Consider the following 15,500-nt stretch of genomic DNA (forward strand, 5'->3'; position numbering starts at 1 on the left):
ACGGCGCCCCTGCACATCGCAGCAATCTGCCCTTTATCATGAGCAGAGAAAGGAGGGCCCCATGGACCTCACAGGCATTCACCACCTCACGGCGATCACCGCCGACGCACGGGCGAACAACCGGTTCTATACCGACACGCTGGGACTGCGCCGGGTCAAGAAGACCGTGAACCAGGACGACACCTCGGCCTATCACCTGTTCTTCGCCGACGGCGCAGGCAGCCCGGGCAGCGATCTGACCTTCTTCGACTGGCCGGTGTCACGCGAACGCCGCGGCACCCATTCGATCAGCCGCACCGGGCTTCGCGTCGCGGCCGACAGCCTCGACTACTGGGCCGGGAGGCTTGGCGATGCGGGGCTGACGCGCGGCGAGATTGCCGAACTCGACGGCCGCGCGACGCTCGATTTCGAAGACCCCGAGGGTCAGCGGTTCCGGCTGACCGCCGACGAACCGGGCACCGCCCACCCGTGGGACAAAAGCCCGGTACCGGCCGCGCACCAGATCCGCGGGCTTGGCCCCATCACCATCTCGGTGCCGCAGATCGCGCCGACCGAAGAGGTGCTGACGCGGGTCATGAACATGCGGGCAAAGGGCGAATATGCCTCGCCCGACGGCAAGGGCCGGGTCGTCGTGTTCGAGATGGGCGATGGCGGCCCGGCAGCCGAGCTGCACGTGGCCGAACAGCCGGGGCTGCCGGTGGCACGCCAGGGCGCGGGCGCGGTGCATCACGTCGCCTTCCGCACGCCCGACGTCGCGGCGATCCACGACTGGGCGCAGCGGCTGGGCGACTTCCGTATCCCGAATTCGGGCGAGGTCGAACGCTATTACTTCCGCTCGCTCTATTTCCGCGAACCCGGCGGCAACCTGTTCGAGATCGCGACCGACGGACCGGGGTTCGATGTCGACGAGCCGCGGGAGACCATGGGCGAAGGCCTGTCGCTGCCGCCGTTCCTGGAACCGCGCCGGGCCGAGATCGAGGCCCGGTTGAAACCGATCGACTGAACCGTCAACCGACGCCCCGCCTGCCTGTCAGGCGGGGCGTTTTCCGTTATGCTGACGACGACCCTTCCCCTGTTCACGAAAGGATCGCCATGCCGGGATTGCTGGAACTGAGCCTGCCGCCGCGCGACAGGGACGAGGCGCATCGTGCCGCAACGCCGCTTGAACTGATGTTCGATCTGGCCGCGGTCATCGCGATTGCGGCGGCCGCCGCCGGGCTGCACCACGGTCTCGCCGAAGGCCATGTGGCCGAGGCGATGACCGGCTTTCTGTGCAGCTTCTTCATGATCTGGTGGTCGTGGATGAACTATACATGGTTCGCCTCGGCCTATGACGACGATTCCCCGCATTTCCGCATCCTGAGCATGGTGATCATGTTCGGCGCCCTTATGTTGGCCGCCGGGGTCCCGGCGGTCTTTGCCCATCAGCGGATCTGGCTTGCGGTCTTCGGATTTGTCATCATGCGCGTGGCGCTGGTCGCGCTCTGGCTCGGGGCGGCACGGGGCGACGGCGCACGCAGGCGCACGGCCATGGGCTATGTCGTCGGTATCTCGATCATGCAGCTGTACTGGGTGGCGATAGTTGCCCTATCGCCACCCGAGGGCGCTTTTTATCTGCTGCTGTTCCTGCTGGGCATTGTCGGCGAGCTTGCCGTTCCGGCGTTCGCGGAACGCCGTGGCGCCACAACCTGGCACCGCCACCACATCGTCGAACGCTATGGGCTGTTCAACATCATCGTGCTTGGCGAATGCTTTCTGGTGATCGTCACGATCATGGTCACCGGATCGGGCGAGGAGGTGCCGCTTCTTCAGACCTTCGGGCTGGCGGTACCGGCAGCGATCATCACCTTTTCGATCTGGGCGATCTATTTCGCCCCCGGTCCGCATCTGTCCGACGACAGGCTGGGGCGGGCGTTGCTGTGGGGATACGGCCATTTCGTGGTCTTTGCCGCCGGTGCTGCGACCGGCGCAGGCTTTGCCGTGATGCTCGAGGTTGCAACCCACCACGCCCATGTCGAGGCGCGCACGGCCGCGCTGACCGTGGCGGTTCCGGTGGCGGTCTATCTGGCCGCGCTCTGGGTCATTCGCGACCGCTTCTGCGTGACCGGCCGGGGCCTCTGGGTGCTGCCGGCGGCGGCGGCACTGATCCTGCTGGCCGGGGCTTTCGCGCCCGCGCCCTATCTGGTTGTCACCGCAATCACCCTGCTGACCGTTCCGGCCCGCCGCCACGTCACCACAGTCTGACCGGACCCCACAGCGGAGGGCGGGCGGACAAACCGCCCGGCCCCCGCGCGTTCAGTCAGCCCGACAGCGCCGGCGCCTCGCCCGGGGCGGTGGTGAAGACATCCGCCCAGTCGGGATGGCGGGCGTATTGCTTGCGCACATAGGGGCAGAGCGGGATGATCCGAAAGCCCATGGCGCGCGCATCCGCGACCAGATGCGCGACCAGCGCCGCCGCTATGCCGGTGCCGCGCAGCGCCTCGGGGGCACCGGTGTGATCGGCGCTGATCACACCCGGACCCCGGCGGGTAAAGGTGATCTCGGCCTCCTCCGCGATCCCCTCCACCCGGCCGACATAGCGCCCGTGGCGGGCGTCGGTTTCCTCGATCTCGAAGCTGAAGTCGCTCACGCCGTCTCTCCTTTCGCCTGTTCCAGCCAGTCCTGCGCCAGACTCAGATCGCCTGCTGTCAGTTCATGCCCGGCGGGCAGCGCCCGCGCGGTCAGCGCGGCACCCTGCCCCGCCAGCCAGTCGTCAAACCGCCCGGCGTGCGCCCCATAGGGATCGTCGCGCCCCGAGACGGTCAGCACACGGGTTCCCGCCAGATCGACCTGCGGCAGGTCATCAAGCGCCGGCATCGCCCGCAGCAGGATCGCCTGCCGGATCAGCGCAGGATAGAGCCCCATCACCGCCCCGGCAAAGTTCGCGCCATTGGAATAGCCAAGCACGGTGATCCGGTCGGGGTCGAGCCCATAGTCCCGGATCGCGCCTTGCAGGAAGGCGGCGAAGGCCGCCGCCTCGGCGCGGATATCGTCCTGATCGAACTGCACCATGGACAGCCGCCGGAACCAGCGGGCGATGCCCTCCTCGGTCGACCGCCCGCGCACCCCCAGAAGGGTCGCGCGCGGCGCAATCCGGCGTGCCAGCGGCATCAGGTCGGCCTCGTTGCCGCCGGTGCCGTGCAGCAGGACGATGACCGACCCGTCAGGATCCTCGGGCCGGTGAAAACGGTGAACAAATGGCAGATCACGCATCGGGGTCCTTTCCTCGCCCGGCAGGGCGAACTGGGGCAACATCGCAACGAGGTCTTCGCCGCGGTCGGCATCATGGGGCGGCACGAACAGCGTCGTGCCCAGGGTTTCGGCGGGTTCGTCCACGGAGAATCCGGGGCCGTCTGTTGCAAGCTCGATCAGCGTGCCGGCGGGTTCGCGGACATAGAGCGAGCGAAAGTACTTTCGGTCGTGCACGTTGACCGGGCCAAGGCCATCCGCGGCCAGCGCCGCCTCGTGGCCGGCTAGGGCCGCGTCGTCGGCCACCCGCAGCGCCACGTGATCGGCAACCCCGGTGCCGGGAATGCCGGGAACGAAGCCCCTGGCATCGCGAATGTCGATGGCGTCGCGGTCCGACAGCAGGCGGCGTACCCCGCCCTCGACCGGCCCGGCACGATAGCCGAAGCGGGCGAGGAAATCGGCGGTGCCCGCCGCATCCTCGGACCAGATCGTCACCGCGCGCAGCCGCGCGGGGGCATCGCGCCAAGGCTCCGTCGGGGCCAGATCGGCCGCCACCAGCTTGACAATCACCCCGTCTGGATCGCGTAGCCGCAGCACCGTCTCACCGAACTCGCGCGACGGTCCTTCGATGCGGATCTGCTGCGCCAGCCCGCGGGTCAGCCAGTCGCCGACGCTGGCACGCGGGATCGCAAGTGCGATCTCGGCCACCTGCGCGTGCCCGACCCGGCCCGGCGCGCCATCCTCCCAGACAAGGAAGCTGACAAGCGAGCCGGGAGAGCCCGCGCCATCGCCATAAAACAGGTGAAGCTGTTCGCCATCCTCGAACCCGGCCGTCCGTTTGACCAGCCGCAGGCCCAGAAAACCGGCATAGAAATCGACATTCGCCTGCACCCGGCGGGTGATCAGCGTGACGTGGTGGATGCCCGAGGTCATTGAAAGCTCCTTTCTCGCCGGTGGACCGGTGTTCCCGTGAAGATGGCGTGTTTCCGGCGCGATGGCATAGCTCAACCGGCAAACCCGGCGTTCCGCAATCGCGAACGCCGCCTGCGCGCGCCGACCGGCACCAAAGGCGCGGCAAGAAGGATCCGGGACGATGGCTTGGCGGGGCCGCTCCGACACCGGCTGCGCGTCATGCCGGGAGAACAGGGGGCTTGCCTGCGACCTTTTCCACCCCTGCCCAAGCCGCACGCGCGTCATTCGGACCGCGATCAAAGATTGTGCGCAGATTTCTTTGGCTGCATCTTCACAGCCAATCGCCTTGTCGCGAACACCGTTCTCTTCGAGCGTCTGCGCAAGGCCAAAGGCCAGTGATAACAACAACGGGACGGATCCATGTCAGAAGCCACAGGAACAGGCGTGCTCTCGCGCCGCAGCCTTCTTTGCTCGGGCGCAGCCATCGGCGCGCTTGTCGCCGCGGCGCCCTTCCGGGCCGTTGCCGCCGAACCGCTGAAGGTTGCCGGGATCTATACCGTACCGGTCGAACAGCAATGGGTCAGCCGGATCCACGTCGCCGCCGTCGCGGCACAGGACCGTGGCGACATCGCCTATACCTACTCCGAGAACACCTCGAACACCGATTACCCAAGGGTGATGCGGGAATATGCCGAAGCGGGCTATGACCTGATCGTGGGCGAGATCTTCGGCGTCGAGGCCGAGGCGCGCGAGGTGGCCGCGGATTATCCCGATACCGCCTTCCTGATGGGGTCGTCCTTCAAGGAGGATGCGGGCCTGCCGAACCTCGCCGTGTTCGACAACTACATTCAGGATGCCTCGTATCTGTCCGGTATCATTGCCGCTTCCATGTCGGAGGCCGGCAATATCGGCATGGTCGGCGGCTTCCCGATCCCCGAGGTCAACCGGCTGATGAACGCCTTCATGGCCGGCGCGCGCGAGATCAATCCCGACATCGCCTTCCAGATCTCGTTCATCGGTTCGTGGTTCGATCCCCCGAAAGCCAAGGAAACCGCCTATGCGATGATCGAGAACGGTGCCGACGTGCTTTATGCCGAACGCTTCGGGGTCTCGGACGCGGCAAAGGAAAAGGGCGTACTGGCCATCGGCAACGTGATCGACACCCAGGCCGATTATCCCGACACCGTCGTCGCCTCGGCGCTGTGGAACTTCGGCCCGACGCTCGATGCGGCCATCGCGGCGATCCGGGATGGCAGCTTTGTTGCGGCCGACTACGGGGTCCATTCCTTCATGGCCGCGGGCGGCGCCTCGCTCGCCCCGTTCGGCACCTTCGAGGGCAAGATCCCGCAGGCGGCGCTCGACCTTGTCGCCGCGCGCGCGGCGGCGATCAAGGACGGCTCCTTCGTGGTCGAGATCGACGATACCGAACCGAAATCGTCCTGACCCGATGACAGGCGCAGAGCCGGCGCATCCCGTTCTGCGCCTATCCGACATCACCAAGCGTTTCGGGGCGCTGACCGCCAACGACCGCGTCAGTTTCGATCTGGCGCGCGGCGAGGTGATCGCGCTGCTGGGCGAAAACGGCGCCGGCAAGACGACGCTGATGAACATCCTCTTCGGCCAGTACACGGCCGACGCGGGCACGGTCGAGGTGTTCGGCCGGATCCTGCCCCCCGGCGCGCCGCGTGCAGCACTCGACGCCGGCGTCGGCATGGTGCACCAGCACTTCACGCTCGCTGGCAACCTGACGGTCTGGGAGAACATCGTGCTCGGCGCCCAGTCCCTGACCGCGCTGTCGTTGAAGCCGCGCGAGGTCAAGGCGCGGATCCGCGATCTGTCGCAGCGCTTTCACATGAAGGTCGATCCGGACGCACGGGTCGGCCGGCTGACCGTGGGCGAACGCCAAAGGGTCGAGATCCTGAAGGCGCTTTATCGCGACGCGAAGATCCTGATCCTCGACGAGCCGACCGCCGTTCTGACCCCGCAGGAGACCGACGCGCTGTTCGCGACGCTGCGCGAGGCGATCGCACAGGGGCTGTCGATCGTCTTCATCTCGCACAAGCTGCACGAGGTCATGGCGATCTCGTCCCGCGTGATCGTGCTGCGCCACGGCCGCCTTGTCGCCGAACGCCGGACCGAGCAGACCAGCCGCGAGGAACTGGCCGCGCTGATGGTCGGGGCCGAGGTGACGGCGCCCGAGATCCGGCCCTCCACGCCCGGTGCACCGCTGTTGTCGCTCGCCGCCGTGACAACCGCCGGGATCGGCAGCGCGCCGGGGCTCGACGCGGTCACGATAGATCTGCGCGCCGGCCAGATCACCGGGCTTGCCGGGGTGTCCGGCAACGGTCAGGCAGCGCTTTCGAACCTGATCTCGGGGCTGACACTGCCGCTGTCGGGCGAAATGCGGATCGCGGGCCAGCCGGTCGGGGACTGGACCCCGCGCATGGCCATCGGCCGCGGTGTCGGGCGCATCCCCGAGGATCGCCACCGCACCGGCACCATCGCCGACTTCACCCTGACCGAGAACGCGATCCTCGAAACCTATGCCAGCCAGTTCGCGCGCCACGGCTGGATGGATTGGCAGGCCGCCCGCGCCCATGCCGAGGAAATGATCGCGACCTATGACATCCGCTGCCCCGGCCCCGATGTGCGCATCCGCCTGCTGTCGGGCGGCAACATGCAGAAACTGATCCTCGGCCGGGTGCTGGAGACCGGGCCGCAGATCGTCCTCGCCAACCAGCCGGTCCGCGGCCTTGACATCGGGGCGGTCAATTACGTCCATGGCCGGCTGGCCGAGGCGCGCGACAAGGGCGCGGCCGTCCTGCTGATTTCCGAGGATCTGGACGAAATCCTGCGCCTGTCGGACGTGATCCATGTGATCTCCGAGGGCCGGCTCAGCCCCGCTTTCCCGCGCGGCACCATGCGCCCCGAGGATCTGGGCCAGTGGATGGCAGGCCACGGATTCGAGGAACCCGCCCATGCGTCTTGAACCCATCGCCAACCCGACGCTGCCGCGGCGCACCCTGCCGCCGGCGCTGGCGCTGATTGCAACCTTTGCCGTCGCGGCACTTCTGGTGATGATCGCGGGCGGCAACCCGGCCGATGTCTTCGGGTTGATCTTCAAGGGCGCGTTCGGCTCGAAATTCGCCCTGCTCGAAACGCTCAATCGCGCCACGCCGCTGATCTTCACCGGGCTCGCCATTGCCGTCGCCTTCCGGGCAAAGCTGTGGAACATCGGCGCCGAGGCGCAGCTTTATGCCGGCGCCGTCGTCACCGTGGTGCTGGGCACCGGCGCCCTGCCGCTGCCCGCCCCGATTTTGTTGCCGCTGATCGCTGTCGCTGCCATGGCCGCGGGGGCGCTGGTGCTGTTCATCCCCGCGCTCATGAAAACCCGTTTCGGGGTCGACGAGGTGGTGACGACGCTGCTGTTCAACTTCATCTTCCTGCTCTTCGTGTCGTACCTTCTGGAAGGCCCGCTGAAGGACCCGATGGGCATGGGCTGGCCGAAATCGGCGCGGCTGGTGCCAGAGGCGCGCCTGCCGCGGATCATCGAGGGGCTGCGGTTGCACTGGGGTTTTGGGCTTGCGCTGATCTCGGCCGCGGTGATCTGGGTGATCGACGCCAAGACCACGCTCGGGTTCGAGATGCGGGCGGTCGGCCAGAATGCCGAGGCCGCGCGTTTTGCCGGCATCCCGGTGACGAAGGTCATCCTGAAGACCGCCGTTCTGTCGGGCGGGCTTGCCGCACTTGCAGGCTTCTCCGAGGTCGCGGGTCTGAAAGGGTCGCTGACGCTCGATCTCAGCCCCGGCTATGGCTATACCGGCATCGTGGTCGCGATGCTGGCGCTGCTGCATCCCGCGGGGGTCGTCGTGGCGGCGCTGTTCGTTGCGGCGATATTCGTCGGCGCCGACAGCATGAGCCGTGCGGCCGGCGTGCCAAGCTATATCGCCGACATCATGCTGGCGACGGCGCTGTTGCTGATGGTCCTGGCAATCCTGCTGACCAAGTTCCGCGTGCGGAGGGATTGAGATGGACCTGTTCGACATCCTGATCTCGGCCTCGTTCTGGGCGGCGGCGATCCGCATCGCCTCGCCGCTGATCTTCGCCACGATGGGCGAGCTTGTCTGCGAACGCGCCGGCGTGCTGAACCTCGGGATCGAGGGCATCATGGTCGCGGGCGCCTTCGCGGGCTGGATCGCGGTCTGGGCCGGGCTGCCGCTCTGGGGCGGGGTCGCGGTGGCCTTTGCGGTCGGAATGGCACTTGGGGGCGTGCATGGCATCCTGTCGGTGCCCTTCGGGCTGTCCCAGCACGTGGTCGGCATCGGCATGACGCTGCTTGCCACGTCGCTCACGTTCTACACCTACCGCGTCGTGCTGCCCGAGGTCTCCTCGCCACCGAAGATCGAGGCGTTTCAGGCCTTCGAGATCCCATTTCTGTCAAAGATCCCGGTGCTTGGCCCGGCGCTCTTTGCCCAGACCCCGCTGACCTATGCGGCCTTCGTGCTGGTCATCGTGACCTCGCTCGTGCTTTACCGCACGCCGCTGGGCCTTGCCGTGCGCGCGGCGGGCGAAAACCCCTCGGCGGTCGCGGCCCAGGGACTATCGGTGACGGCGATCCGGATCGGCGCGGTCATGGTGGGATCGGGTTTCATGGCCGTGGGCGGCGCCTTTCTGACCATGTCGGCCTTCGACAGCTTCTTCTTCGACATGGTCAACGGACGCGGCTGGATCTGCATCGCGCTTGTCGTCTTCGGGGCGTGGAAGCCCGGCAAGGCGTTGCTGGGCGCGATCCTGTTCGCGGCCTTCGACGCCTTTCAGATCCGCCTACAACAGACCCCGATCGGCGCGGTCGTGCCCTATCAAGTCTTCCTGATGATGCCCTATCTGCTGTCGATCCTTGCGCTTGTCGTCATGTCGCGCCGGGCCGAGGTGCCAGCCGCCCTGATGGTGCCGTTCAACAAGGGAGAACGATGATGTTCGATCTGATCGTCCGGGGCGGCACGCTGCCCGACGGAACCCAAGCCGATATCGCGATCTCGGGCGACCGGATCGCGGCCGTCGCGCCCGGCATCACCGCAGAGGCGGCCGAGGTGATCGACGCCACCGGCGATCTGGTCGCGCCGCCCTTTGTCGATCCGCATTTTCACATGGACGCAACGCTGTCCTATGGGCTCCCGCGGGTGAATGCCTCGGGCACGCTGCTCGAAGGGATCGCGCTTTGGGGCGAATTGCGCCAGATCGCGACCGTGGACGAGATGGTCGCGCGCGCGCTGACCTATTGCGACTGGGCTGCCTCCATGGGTCTGCTGGCGATCCGCTCGCATGTCGACACCACGCCCGATCACCTCAACACCGTCACCGCGATGCTTGAGGTACAAAAGCAGGTGAAGCCCTATATCGACCTGCAGCTGGTCGCCTTCCCGCAGGACGGGCTGTACCGCAGCGCGACGGGGCGCGAAAACCTGATCCGTGCGCTCGACATGGGGGTCGAGGTGGTGGGCGGCATCCCGCATTTCGAGCGCACCATGGCCGATGGCGCGGCCTCGCTGAGCGATCTGTGCCGGATCGCCGCCGACCGCGGTCTGATGGTCGACATCCACTGCGACGAGACCGACGACCCCCTGAGCCGCCATATCGAGATGCTGGCCTTCGAGGCGCAGCGCCTTGGCCTGCAGGGCCGGGTCGCGGGCAGCCACCTGACCTCGATGCATTCGATGGACAACTACTATGTCTCGAAGCTACTGCCGCTGATCGCCGAGGCCGGAATCTCGGCAATCCCGAACCCGCTGATCAATATCGTCCTGCAGGGCCGGCACGACACATTCCCGAAGCGCCGCGGCATGACCCGGGTGAAGGAGATGCAGGCGATGGGGATCCCGGTCGGCTGGGGTCAGGACTGCGTGCTCGACCCCTGGTACAGCCTTGGCACCGCTGACATGCTCGACGTCGCCTTCATGGGGCTGCATGTCGCGCAGATGACCCACCCCGACGAGATGGCGCGCTGCTTCACCATGGTGACCGAAACCAACGCTGCCATTATCGGGCTGCAGGACTATGGCCTGCACAAGGGCGCCATGGCCTCGCTGGTGGTGCTCGATGCCGCCACCCCGACCGAGGCGCTGCGCCTGCGCCCTGCCCGCCTTGCCGTGATCGCCAAGGGCAAGGTGATCGCCCGCAGCGCCCGGGGCGACGCCGCGCTCAGCCTGCCCGGGCGCCCCGGATCGGTGCGCCGCCGCGCGCCGCGGGGCTGACAGGCGGGCCGAGAGGGCACCGCCTCAGCGCGGCGAAAACCGCTCGACCTCGGCCCGGCTCACCACATGGCAATAGATCATGTTGATGATCTCCAGCTCGCGCCGGTGCAGATCCTCGGTCGCGGCGGCACAGCAATCCTCGACCACGACGACATTGAAGCTTTCGTCGGCAAGGCTGCGCACGCTGGACGAGATGCACTGATCGGTAAAGATGCCGGCCACGATCACGTTCTTCACGCCGAGATTGTGCAGGATCATCCGCAGGTTGGTGCCGGTCAGCGCACTGTCGGTGGTCTTGGTGATGACGATCTCGTCGCCCTTCGGCGCGACCGCCGCCACGATCTGGCTGTCGTGGCGGTCCTTCGGCAGCAGCAGATAGTTGAAGCCGGGCTTCTTCTGGCTCAGCGACCGGTCGCGGCCGTCTTCTTTCAGACAGGCGATGCGGGCATGGATCACCTCGATCCCCTTCATCCGCGCCCAGGCCTGCAGCGCGGCGGTGTTCGGGATCACGATGTCCTGCATGCGCGACAGGAAGGGCGCCCAACGGGCGGCCTCGGCCGGATCCTCGGGCGGTTCGACATAGGTGTTCTGGATGTCGATCACCAGCAGCGCCGTCTCGGCCGTCGGCAGCACGATGTCGTCGGGTTCAGGCGCGTTCTGGTAGTAGAAGGAGCGATAGGCGGTCTTCCAGCTCACTGGGCTCTCCTTGACGGTTCAGGCGGCGGATCGTGCGGCAGCGTCGGATCGGGCGACCCAGTGGCCGGGGGCGACCTCGTCCATTTCCAGCCGCACGGGGTGCTGCCCGAGCGGCCGCACGGGCGATCCGACCTCGCCGTCGCGCGCCAGAACGGCCGGGCGGACATGGTTCGGATCGGGGATCGGTACCGCCGACAGCAAACGCCGGGTATAGGGATGCATCGGCGTGCGCAGCACCTGCTCGCGGCTGCCGGTCTCGACGATCTGGCCAAGGTTCATCACCGCCACGCGGTCGGCCACCTGATCAATCACCGCCATGTCGTGCGAGATGAACAGATAGGCCAGCCCCTCCTCCTGCTGCAACTCGCGCAGCAGATCGAGCACCTGCGCCTGGATCGAGACATCGAGCGCCGAGACGCATTCGTCGGCCACGATCACCCTGGGGCGCAGCGCCAGCGCCCGCGCAATGCAGATCCGCTGTCGTTGCCCGCCCGAGAACTCGTGCGGATAGCGGTCGATCTGCTCGGGCGTCAGACCGACCCGGCGGAACAGCCATTCGATCCGGTCCTGCAATTCGCTGCCGCGCGCCTGTCCATGCACCACCAGCGGCTCGCCCACCTGCCGCCCCACCGTCATGCGCGCGTCGAGCGAGGCGCCCGGATCCTGAAAGATCATCTGGATATTGCGGCGCACCGGCTTCAGACCCTTGGGCGACAGGCCCTGCATCTGCTGCCCGGCAATGCGGATGCTGCCGGTCCAGGGCGCCAGCCCCAGCAGCGCCTTGCCGATGGTCGACTTACCGCAGCCGGATTCACCGACCAGCGCCAGCGTCTCGCCCGGAGCGATGCGGAAATCCACGTTCTCGACCGCGTGGACCTGCGCCTGCACCCGGTTGGCAATGCCGCCGCGGATCGGATAGCGCACGGTCAGCCCCTCGACATCCACAACGTCGGGCAGCCGTTCGGGCACCGGCCGCGCCGGTGCATGACCGAGCCGCGGCACCGCAGCCAGCAGTTCCCGCGCATAGGCAGTCCGGGGTGCTGCAAACAACTGGTGGACCGGCGCGGTTTCCTCCTGCCGGCCATGGCGCAGCACGATCACGCGGTCGGCCATCTCGGCCACCACGCCCATGTCGTGGGTGATCATCAGAACCGTCGTGCCATGCTCGCGCTGCAGCGTGCGGATCAGATCGAGGATCTCGGCCTGCACGGTCACGTCAAGTGCGGTTGTGGGTTCGTCCGCAATCAGGATCTCGGGGTCGCAGGCCAGCGCAATGGCGATCATCACCCGCTGGCGCATCCCGCCCGACAGCTCGTGCGGGTATTGTTTGAGCCGCCGCGCCGCATCGGTGATGCGCACGTCGCGCAGCAGGTCGAGCGCGCGGCCCGGCGCCTCGGCCCGGCTGCAGGCACCGTGTTCGAGCAGCACCTCGGTCAACTGGGTGCCGATGGTCAGCACCGGGTTGAGCGATGTCATCGGCTCCTGAAAGATCATCGAGATCCGGTTGGCGCGGATCTTGCGAAGGGCGCGATCCGACAGCCCGGCAAGCTCGGTGCCATCGGCAAGCCGGATCGAGCCCTGGGCGATCCGCGCCGTCGGTTGCGGCAACAGCCCCATGATCGCAAGCGCCGTCATCGACTTGCCCGACCCGCTTTCGCCGGCAAGGCACAGCGTTTCGCCCGCGATCAGATCGAAACTCAGATCCTCGACCACCGGCTGCGCACCGCCGGGCGTGGCGACGGCAACCGTCAGATCGCGGACCGAAAGCACCGGGCGCGGCGCGTCCCCGCGACCGGTCTCTGCGGTGGCAGCCGTCATTCGAACACGACCCGCGGCATGTAGAACGACACCACCCAGTTCGGCATGTCGACGATCTCGGATATCCGCAGATCGCCGCAGACCGAACAGAGCATATAGGCCTCGACCGGGCTGAGTTTCTGGCTTGCGCAGATCAGGTCGATCATGCCCGACAGCGCATCGCGCGCACCCGTCATCAGGTCGGGTCCGACGCCGGTCGTGACCTCGTATCCCTTGGTGTCGAGATGCCGCGTCACCGGACCCGGCGTGGTGAACCGCGGGAATTTCAGCGGCGTGTCCTTGATCAGATCAAAGCTCAGCGCCACGTCCATCGGGCTTTCGATGGCGGTGCCGCAGACCTCGCCATCGCCCTGCGCGGCATGGGTATCGCCGACCGAGAACAGCGCGCCTTCGACCTCGACCGGCAGATAGAGCGTCGTGCCCGCCGCAAGATCGCGAATGTCGAGGTTGCCGCCGACCCGCCGGGGCGGGACGACCGAATGCAGGCCGGGTTCGGCCGGGGCAAGCCCGATTGTGCCGGCGAAGGGCTTCAGCGGCACCCGCGCGATCCCGCAATAAAGCGCGGGTGCGAGGCTGCCCGGCTCATAGGACCAGACGTTCAGCGCCGGGTCCGCGAACTGGTCAGCCAGCAGCCCGAAGCCCGGGATGTTCGCGGTCCAGCCCCAGCCCGAGGGCGTGAAGGCGTCGATTGTCACCTTCAGGATGTCGCCGGGTTTGGCCCCGTCGATATAGACAGGGCCAGTGACCGGGTTGACCTTGTCGAAGGACAGCGCGGGCAGATCCGCGACCGTGCTGTCCGCCGAAAGCTGCCCGCCCGAGCTGTCGAGGCATTCGAAGAACACGCTCTCGCCCGGGGCCACGGTGGCGACGGGGGGGATCGCATGATCCCACCCGAAATGATGATGCCGTCCGTGGATGGTGTGGTTGCAGTTATTGCACATCGTTCGAATACACATAGTCATAGTTGACGGGCACGTGGACCGGATCGACGAAGATCGCGTCGGGACCACCCAGCTTTTCCGACCGCATGGTAAAGCGCTGTTCGTTGAACACCGGCACCCAGGGCGCATCGTCCATGATCTTCAGGAAGATGTCGCGCCATTTCTGCTCGCGCTCGCCCGCCTTGGCGGGATCGGTCATCGCGTCGGCCTCGACCGCCGCGGCATCGAGATCCTTGTTGCAGTACCACGACCAGTTCCAGCCGCCCTGCACCGCGCCGTCACAGCCGAGGATCGGGCCATAGAAGTTCGACGGATCGGGGAAGTCGGCGATCCAGGCCATGCCGCCGGACCAGATCATCGGCGCCTGATCGGGTTCGCCGCCCGCGGCGATGACGTTGGCCTGGGCAAGGCTGCGGATCTCGGCCTTGATGCCGATGGCGGCCAGATCCTGCTGGAAGCTTTGCGCCAGCCGCGGGTTCGGGTCGGTGTTATAGACGTAGAGCTCGGTCTCGAACCCGTCGGGGAAGCCCGCTTCGGCCAGCAGCGCCTTGGCGGCCTCGGGATCGAAGGCATAGCCCTCGTAATCCTTGGCATAGCCCGGCATGGTCGGCGGCAGCGGCTGGTTGGCGGGCACTGCGCGGCCGTTGATGATGCGCACCGCGCGATCCTTGTTGATCGCCATGTTGACGGCCTGCCGCACCTTGAGGTTGTCGAACGGCGGCATCAGCACGTTCATGGTGATATAGCCGGTGTGCAACTGCCCGCCCTCGATCACCAGATCCTTGTAGGCGGGGTCCGCCGTCACCTCGAGGAACTTTGCCGGCGGGATGCCGTCGCCCGGAATGTCGGCCTCGCCCTGTTGCAGCCGCAAGAGCGCGACGATGGGCTCCAGTCCGATCTCGAAGGTGATCTGGTCGAGTTTCGGCACGCCCGTGTGCCAGTAATCCTTGTTGCGCTCGAAGGTCAGGCTCTGGCCGAGCGTCCAGTCGGACAGCTTGAAGGCGCCCGAGCCGACCGGATGCTTGCCGAAATCGAGCCCCCATTTTTCGACCTCTTCCTTCGGAACGATGGAGGAGAAGTTGATCGCCATCACGTGCAGGAAGGTCGCGTCGGGGCGCGACAGCTTGATCTCGACCGTGTAGGGGTCGATCACCGTCACCCCCGACAGGCTCGTCGCCTCGCCCGAGGCCATGGCGTCATAGCCCTCGATCGAGCCGAAGAACCCCGCGCCGGGGCTTTGGGTTTCGGGGTTGGTCACCCGGTCGAGCGAATATTTCACGTCCTCGGCGGTCAGTTCGCGGCCGTTGTGGAACTTGACCCCCGGCCGCAGCTTGAAGGTAAAGGTCATGCCGTCGTCCGAGATCGTGTAATCCTCGGCCAGGTCCTTTTTCAGGATCGTCGTACCCGGCTCGTAATCCATCAGCCCGTCGAACAACGACTTGATCATCGACCAGTTCTGCCAGTCATAGCCGATCGCCGGATCGAGGGTCGAGACGTCGTCCTTGTAGGTGACGATCATCGAGCCGCCCTGCTTGGCCTCGGTGAAATCCTGCGCCGATGCGGCCCCCGACGTCAGCCCAAGGGCGACCCCGATTGCCAGGGCACTGGTCATCAATTTCATGGTCATGGCATTGTCTCTCCTGTTGGCATTTGT

13 protein-coding genes are annotated in these 15,500 nt (G+C 66.8%); 7 read left to right on the forward strand and 6 right to left on the reverse strand.

All coding sequences use genetic code 11. The features are described 5' to 3' along the window. Window positions 1-61: 61 nt before the first annotated feature. Together DQG17_RS07295 and DQG17_RS07300 are read left to right on the forward strand one after the other, a co-directional pair. Window positions 62-1,003 carry a ring-cleaving dioxygenase gene (locus tag DQG17_RS07295; RefSeq protein ID WP_116132046.1) on the forward strand — a complete coding sequence of 314 codons (942 nt, stop codon included), beginning with the start codon at window positions 62-64 and terminating at the stop codon, window positions 1,001-1,003. Between the two features lie 89 nt (window positions 1,004-1,092). Next, entirely contained in the window at window positions 1,093-2,244 is a 1,152-nt protein-coding gene (locus DQG17_RS07300; protein ID WP_116132047.1) for a low temperature requirement protein A, read from the forward strand. Window positions 2,245-2,299: 55 nt separating this feature from the next. Here DQG17_RS07300 and DQG17_RS07305 read toward each other — a convergent pair whose 3' ends face one another. Then, window positions 2,300-2,629: a GNAT family N-acetyltransferase gene (locus tag DQG17_RS07305; protein ID WP_116132048.1), complete on the reverse strand. Its 330-nt coding sequence runs from the start codon at window positions 2,627-2,629 to the stop codon at window positions 2,300-2,302. Next, window positions 2,626-4,161 (reverse strand): VOC family protein, encoded by a 1,536-nt coding sequence (locus DQG17_RS07310; protein WP_116132049.1) that lies wholly within the window; start codon window positions 4,159-4,161, stop codon window positions 2,626-2,628. The genes DQG17_RS07305 and DQG17_RS07310 overlap by 4 nt, the downstream gene beginning before the upstream one ends. A gap of 399 nt (window positions 4,162-4,560) precedes the next feature. Between DQG17_RS07310 and DQG17_RS07315 the strand changes: the two genes are divergently transcribed. From DQG17_RS07315 to DQG17_RS07335, 5 genes are read left to right on the forward strand one after another with little or no spacing between them, the layout of a single operon-like run. Then, complete coding sequence (locus tag DQG17_RS07315) at window positions 4,561-5,583, forward strand: BMP family protein (RefSeq protein WP_116132050.1); 1,023 nt, start codon at window positions 4,561-4,563, stop codon at window positions 5,581-5,583. Between the two features lie 4 nt (window positions 5,584-5,587). Then, window positions 5,588-7,129: an ABC transporter ATP-binding protein gene (locus DQG17_RS07320; protein WP_116132051.1), complete on the forward strand. Its 1,542-nt coding sequence runs from the start codon at window positions 5,588-5,590 to the stop codon at window positions 7,127-7,129. After that, on the forward strand, window positions 7,119-8,168 hold the full coding sequence (locus DQG17_RS07325) for an ABC transporter permease (protein ID WP_116132052.1): 1,050 nt from the start codon (window positions 7,119-7,121) through the stop codon (window positions 8,166-8,168). Before DQG17_RS07320 ends, DQG17_RS07325 begins: the two co-directional genes overlap by 11 nt. A gap of 1 nt (window position 8,169) precedes the next feature. After that, window positions 8,170-9,114 carry an ABC transporter permease gene (locus DQG17_RS07330; protein ID WP_116132053.1) on the forward strand — a complete coding sequence of 315 codons (945 nt, stop codon included), beginning with the start codon at window positions 8,170-8,172 and terminating at the stop codon, window positions 9,112-9,114. Then, window positions 9,114-10,391: an amidohydrolase family protein gene (locus DQG17_RS07335; protein ID WP_116132054.1), complete on the forward strand. Its 1,278-nt coding sequence runs from the start codon at window positions 9,114-9,116 to the stop codon at window positions 10,389-10,391. The genes DQG17_RS07330 and DQG17_RS07335 overlap by 1 nt, the downstream gene beginning before the upstream one ends. Before the next feature lie 24 nt (window positions 10,392-10,415). Here the strand turns inward: DQG17_RS07335 and DQG17_RS07340 are convergent, their stop codons facing one another. The 4 genes from DQG17_RS07340 to DQG17_RS07355 are packed head-to-tail and all read right to left on the reverse strand — an operon-like array spanning window position 10,416 to window position 15,467. Further along, a complete protein-coding gene (locus DQG17_RS07340) occupies window positions 10,416-11,087 on the reverse strand; it encodes a cysteine hydrolase family protein (RefSeq protein ID WP_116132055.1) in 672 nt (223 codons plus the stop codon). A gap of 18 nt (window positions 11,088-11,105) precedes the next feature. Next, on the reverse strand, window positions 11,106-12,905 hold the full coding sequence (locus DQG17_RS07345) for an ABC transporter ATP-binding protein (RefSeq protein WP_116132056.1): 1,800 nt from the start codon (window positions 12,903-12,905) through the stop codon (window positions 11,106-11,108). Continuing rightward, window positions 12,902-13,846: an acetamidase/formamidase family protein gene (locus DQG17_RS07350; RefSeq protein WP_116132057.1), complete on the reverse strand. Its 945-nt coding sequence runs from the start codon at window positions 13,844-13,846 to the stop codon at window positions 12,902-12,904. Before DQG17_RS07350 ends, DQG17_RS07345 begins: the two co-directional genes overlap by 4 nt. After that, on the reverse strand, window positions 13,836-15,467 hold the full coding sequence (locus DQG17_RS07355; protein ID WP_198666079.1) for an ABC transporter substrate-binding protein: 1,632 nt from the start codon (window positions 15,465-15,467) through the stop codon (window positions 13,836-13,838). Before DQG17_RS07355 ends, DQG17_RS07350 begins: the two co-directional genes overlap by 11 nt. Window positions 15,468-15,500: the final 33 nt, after the last annotated feature.

This window comes from Tropicimonas sp. IMCC34043, from assembly GCF_003390845.1.
In the GTDB taxonomy this organism is placed as follows: domain Bacteria; phylum Pseudomonadota; class Alphaproteobacteria; order Rhodobacterales; family Rhodobacteraceae; genus Tropicimonas.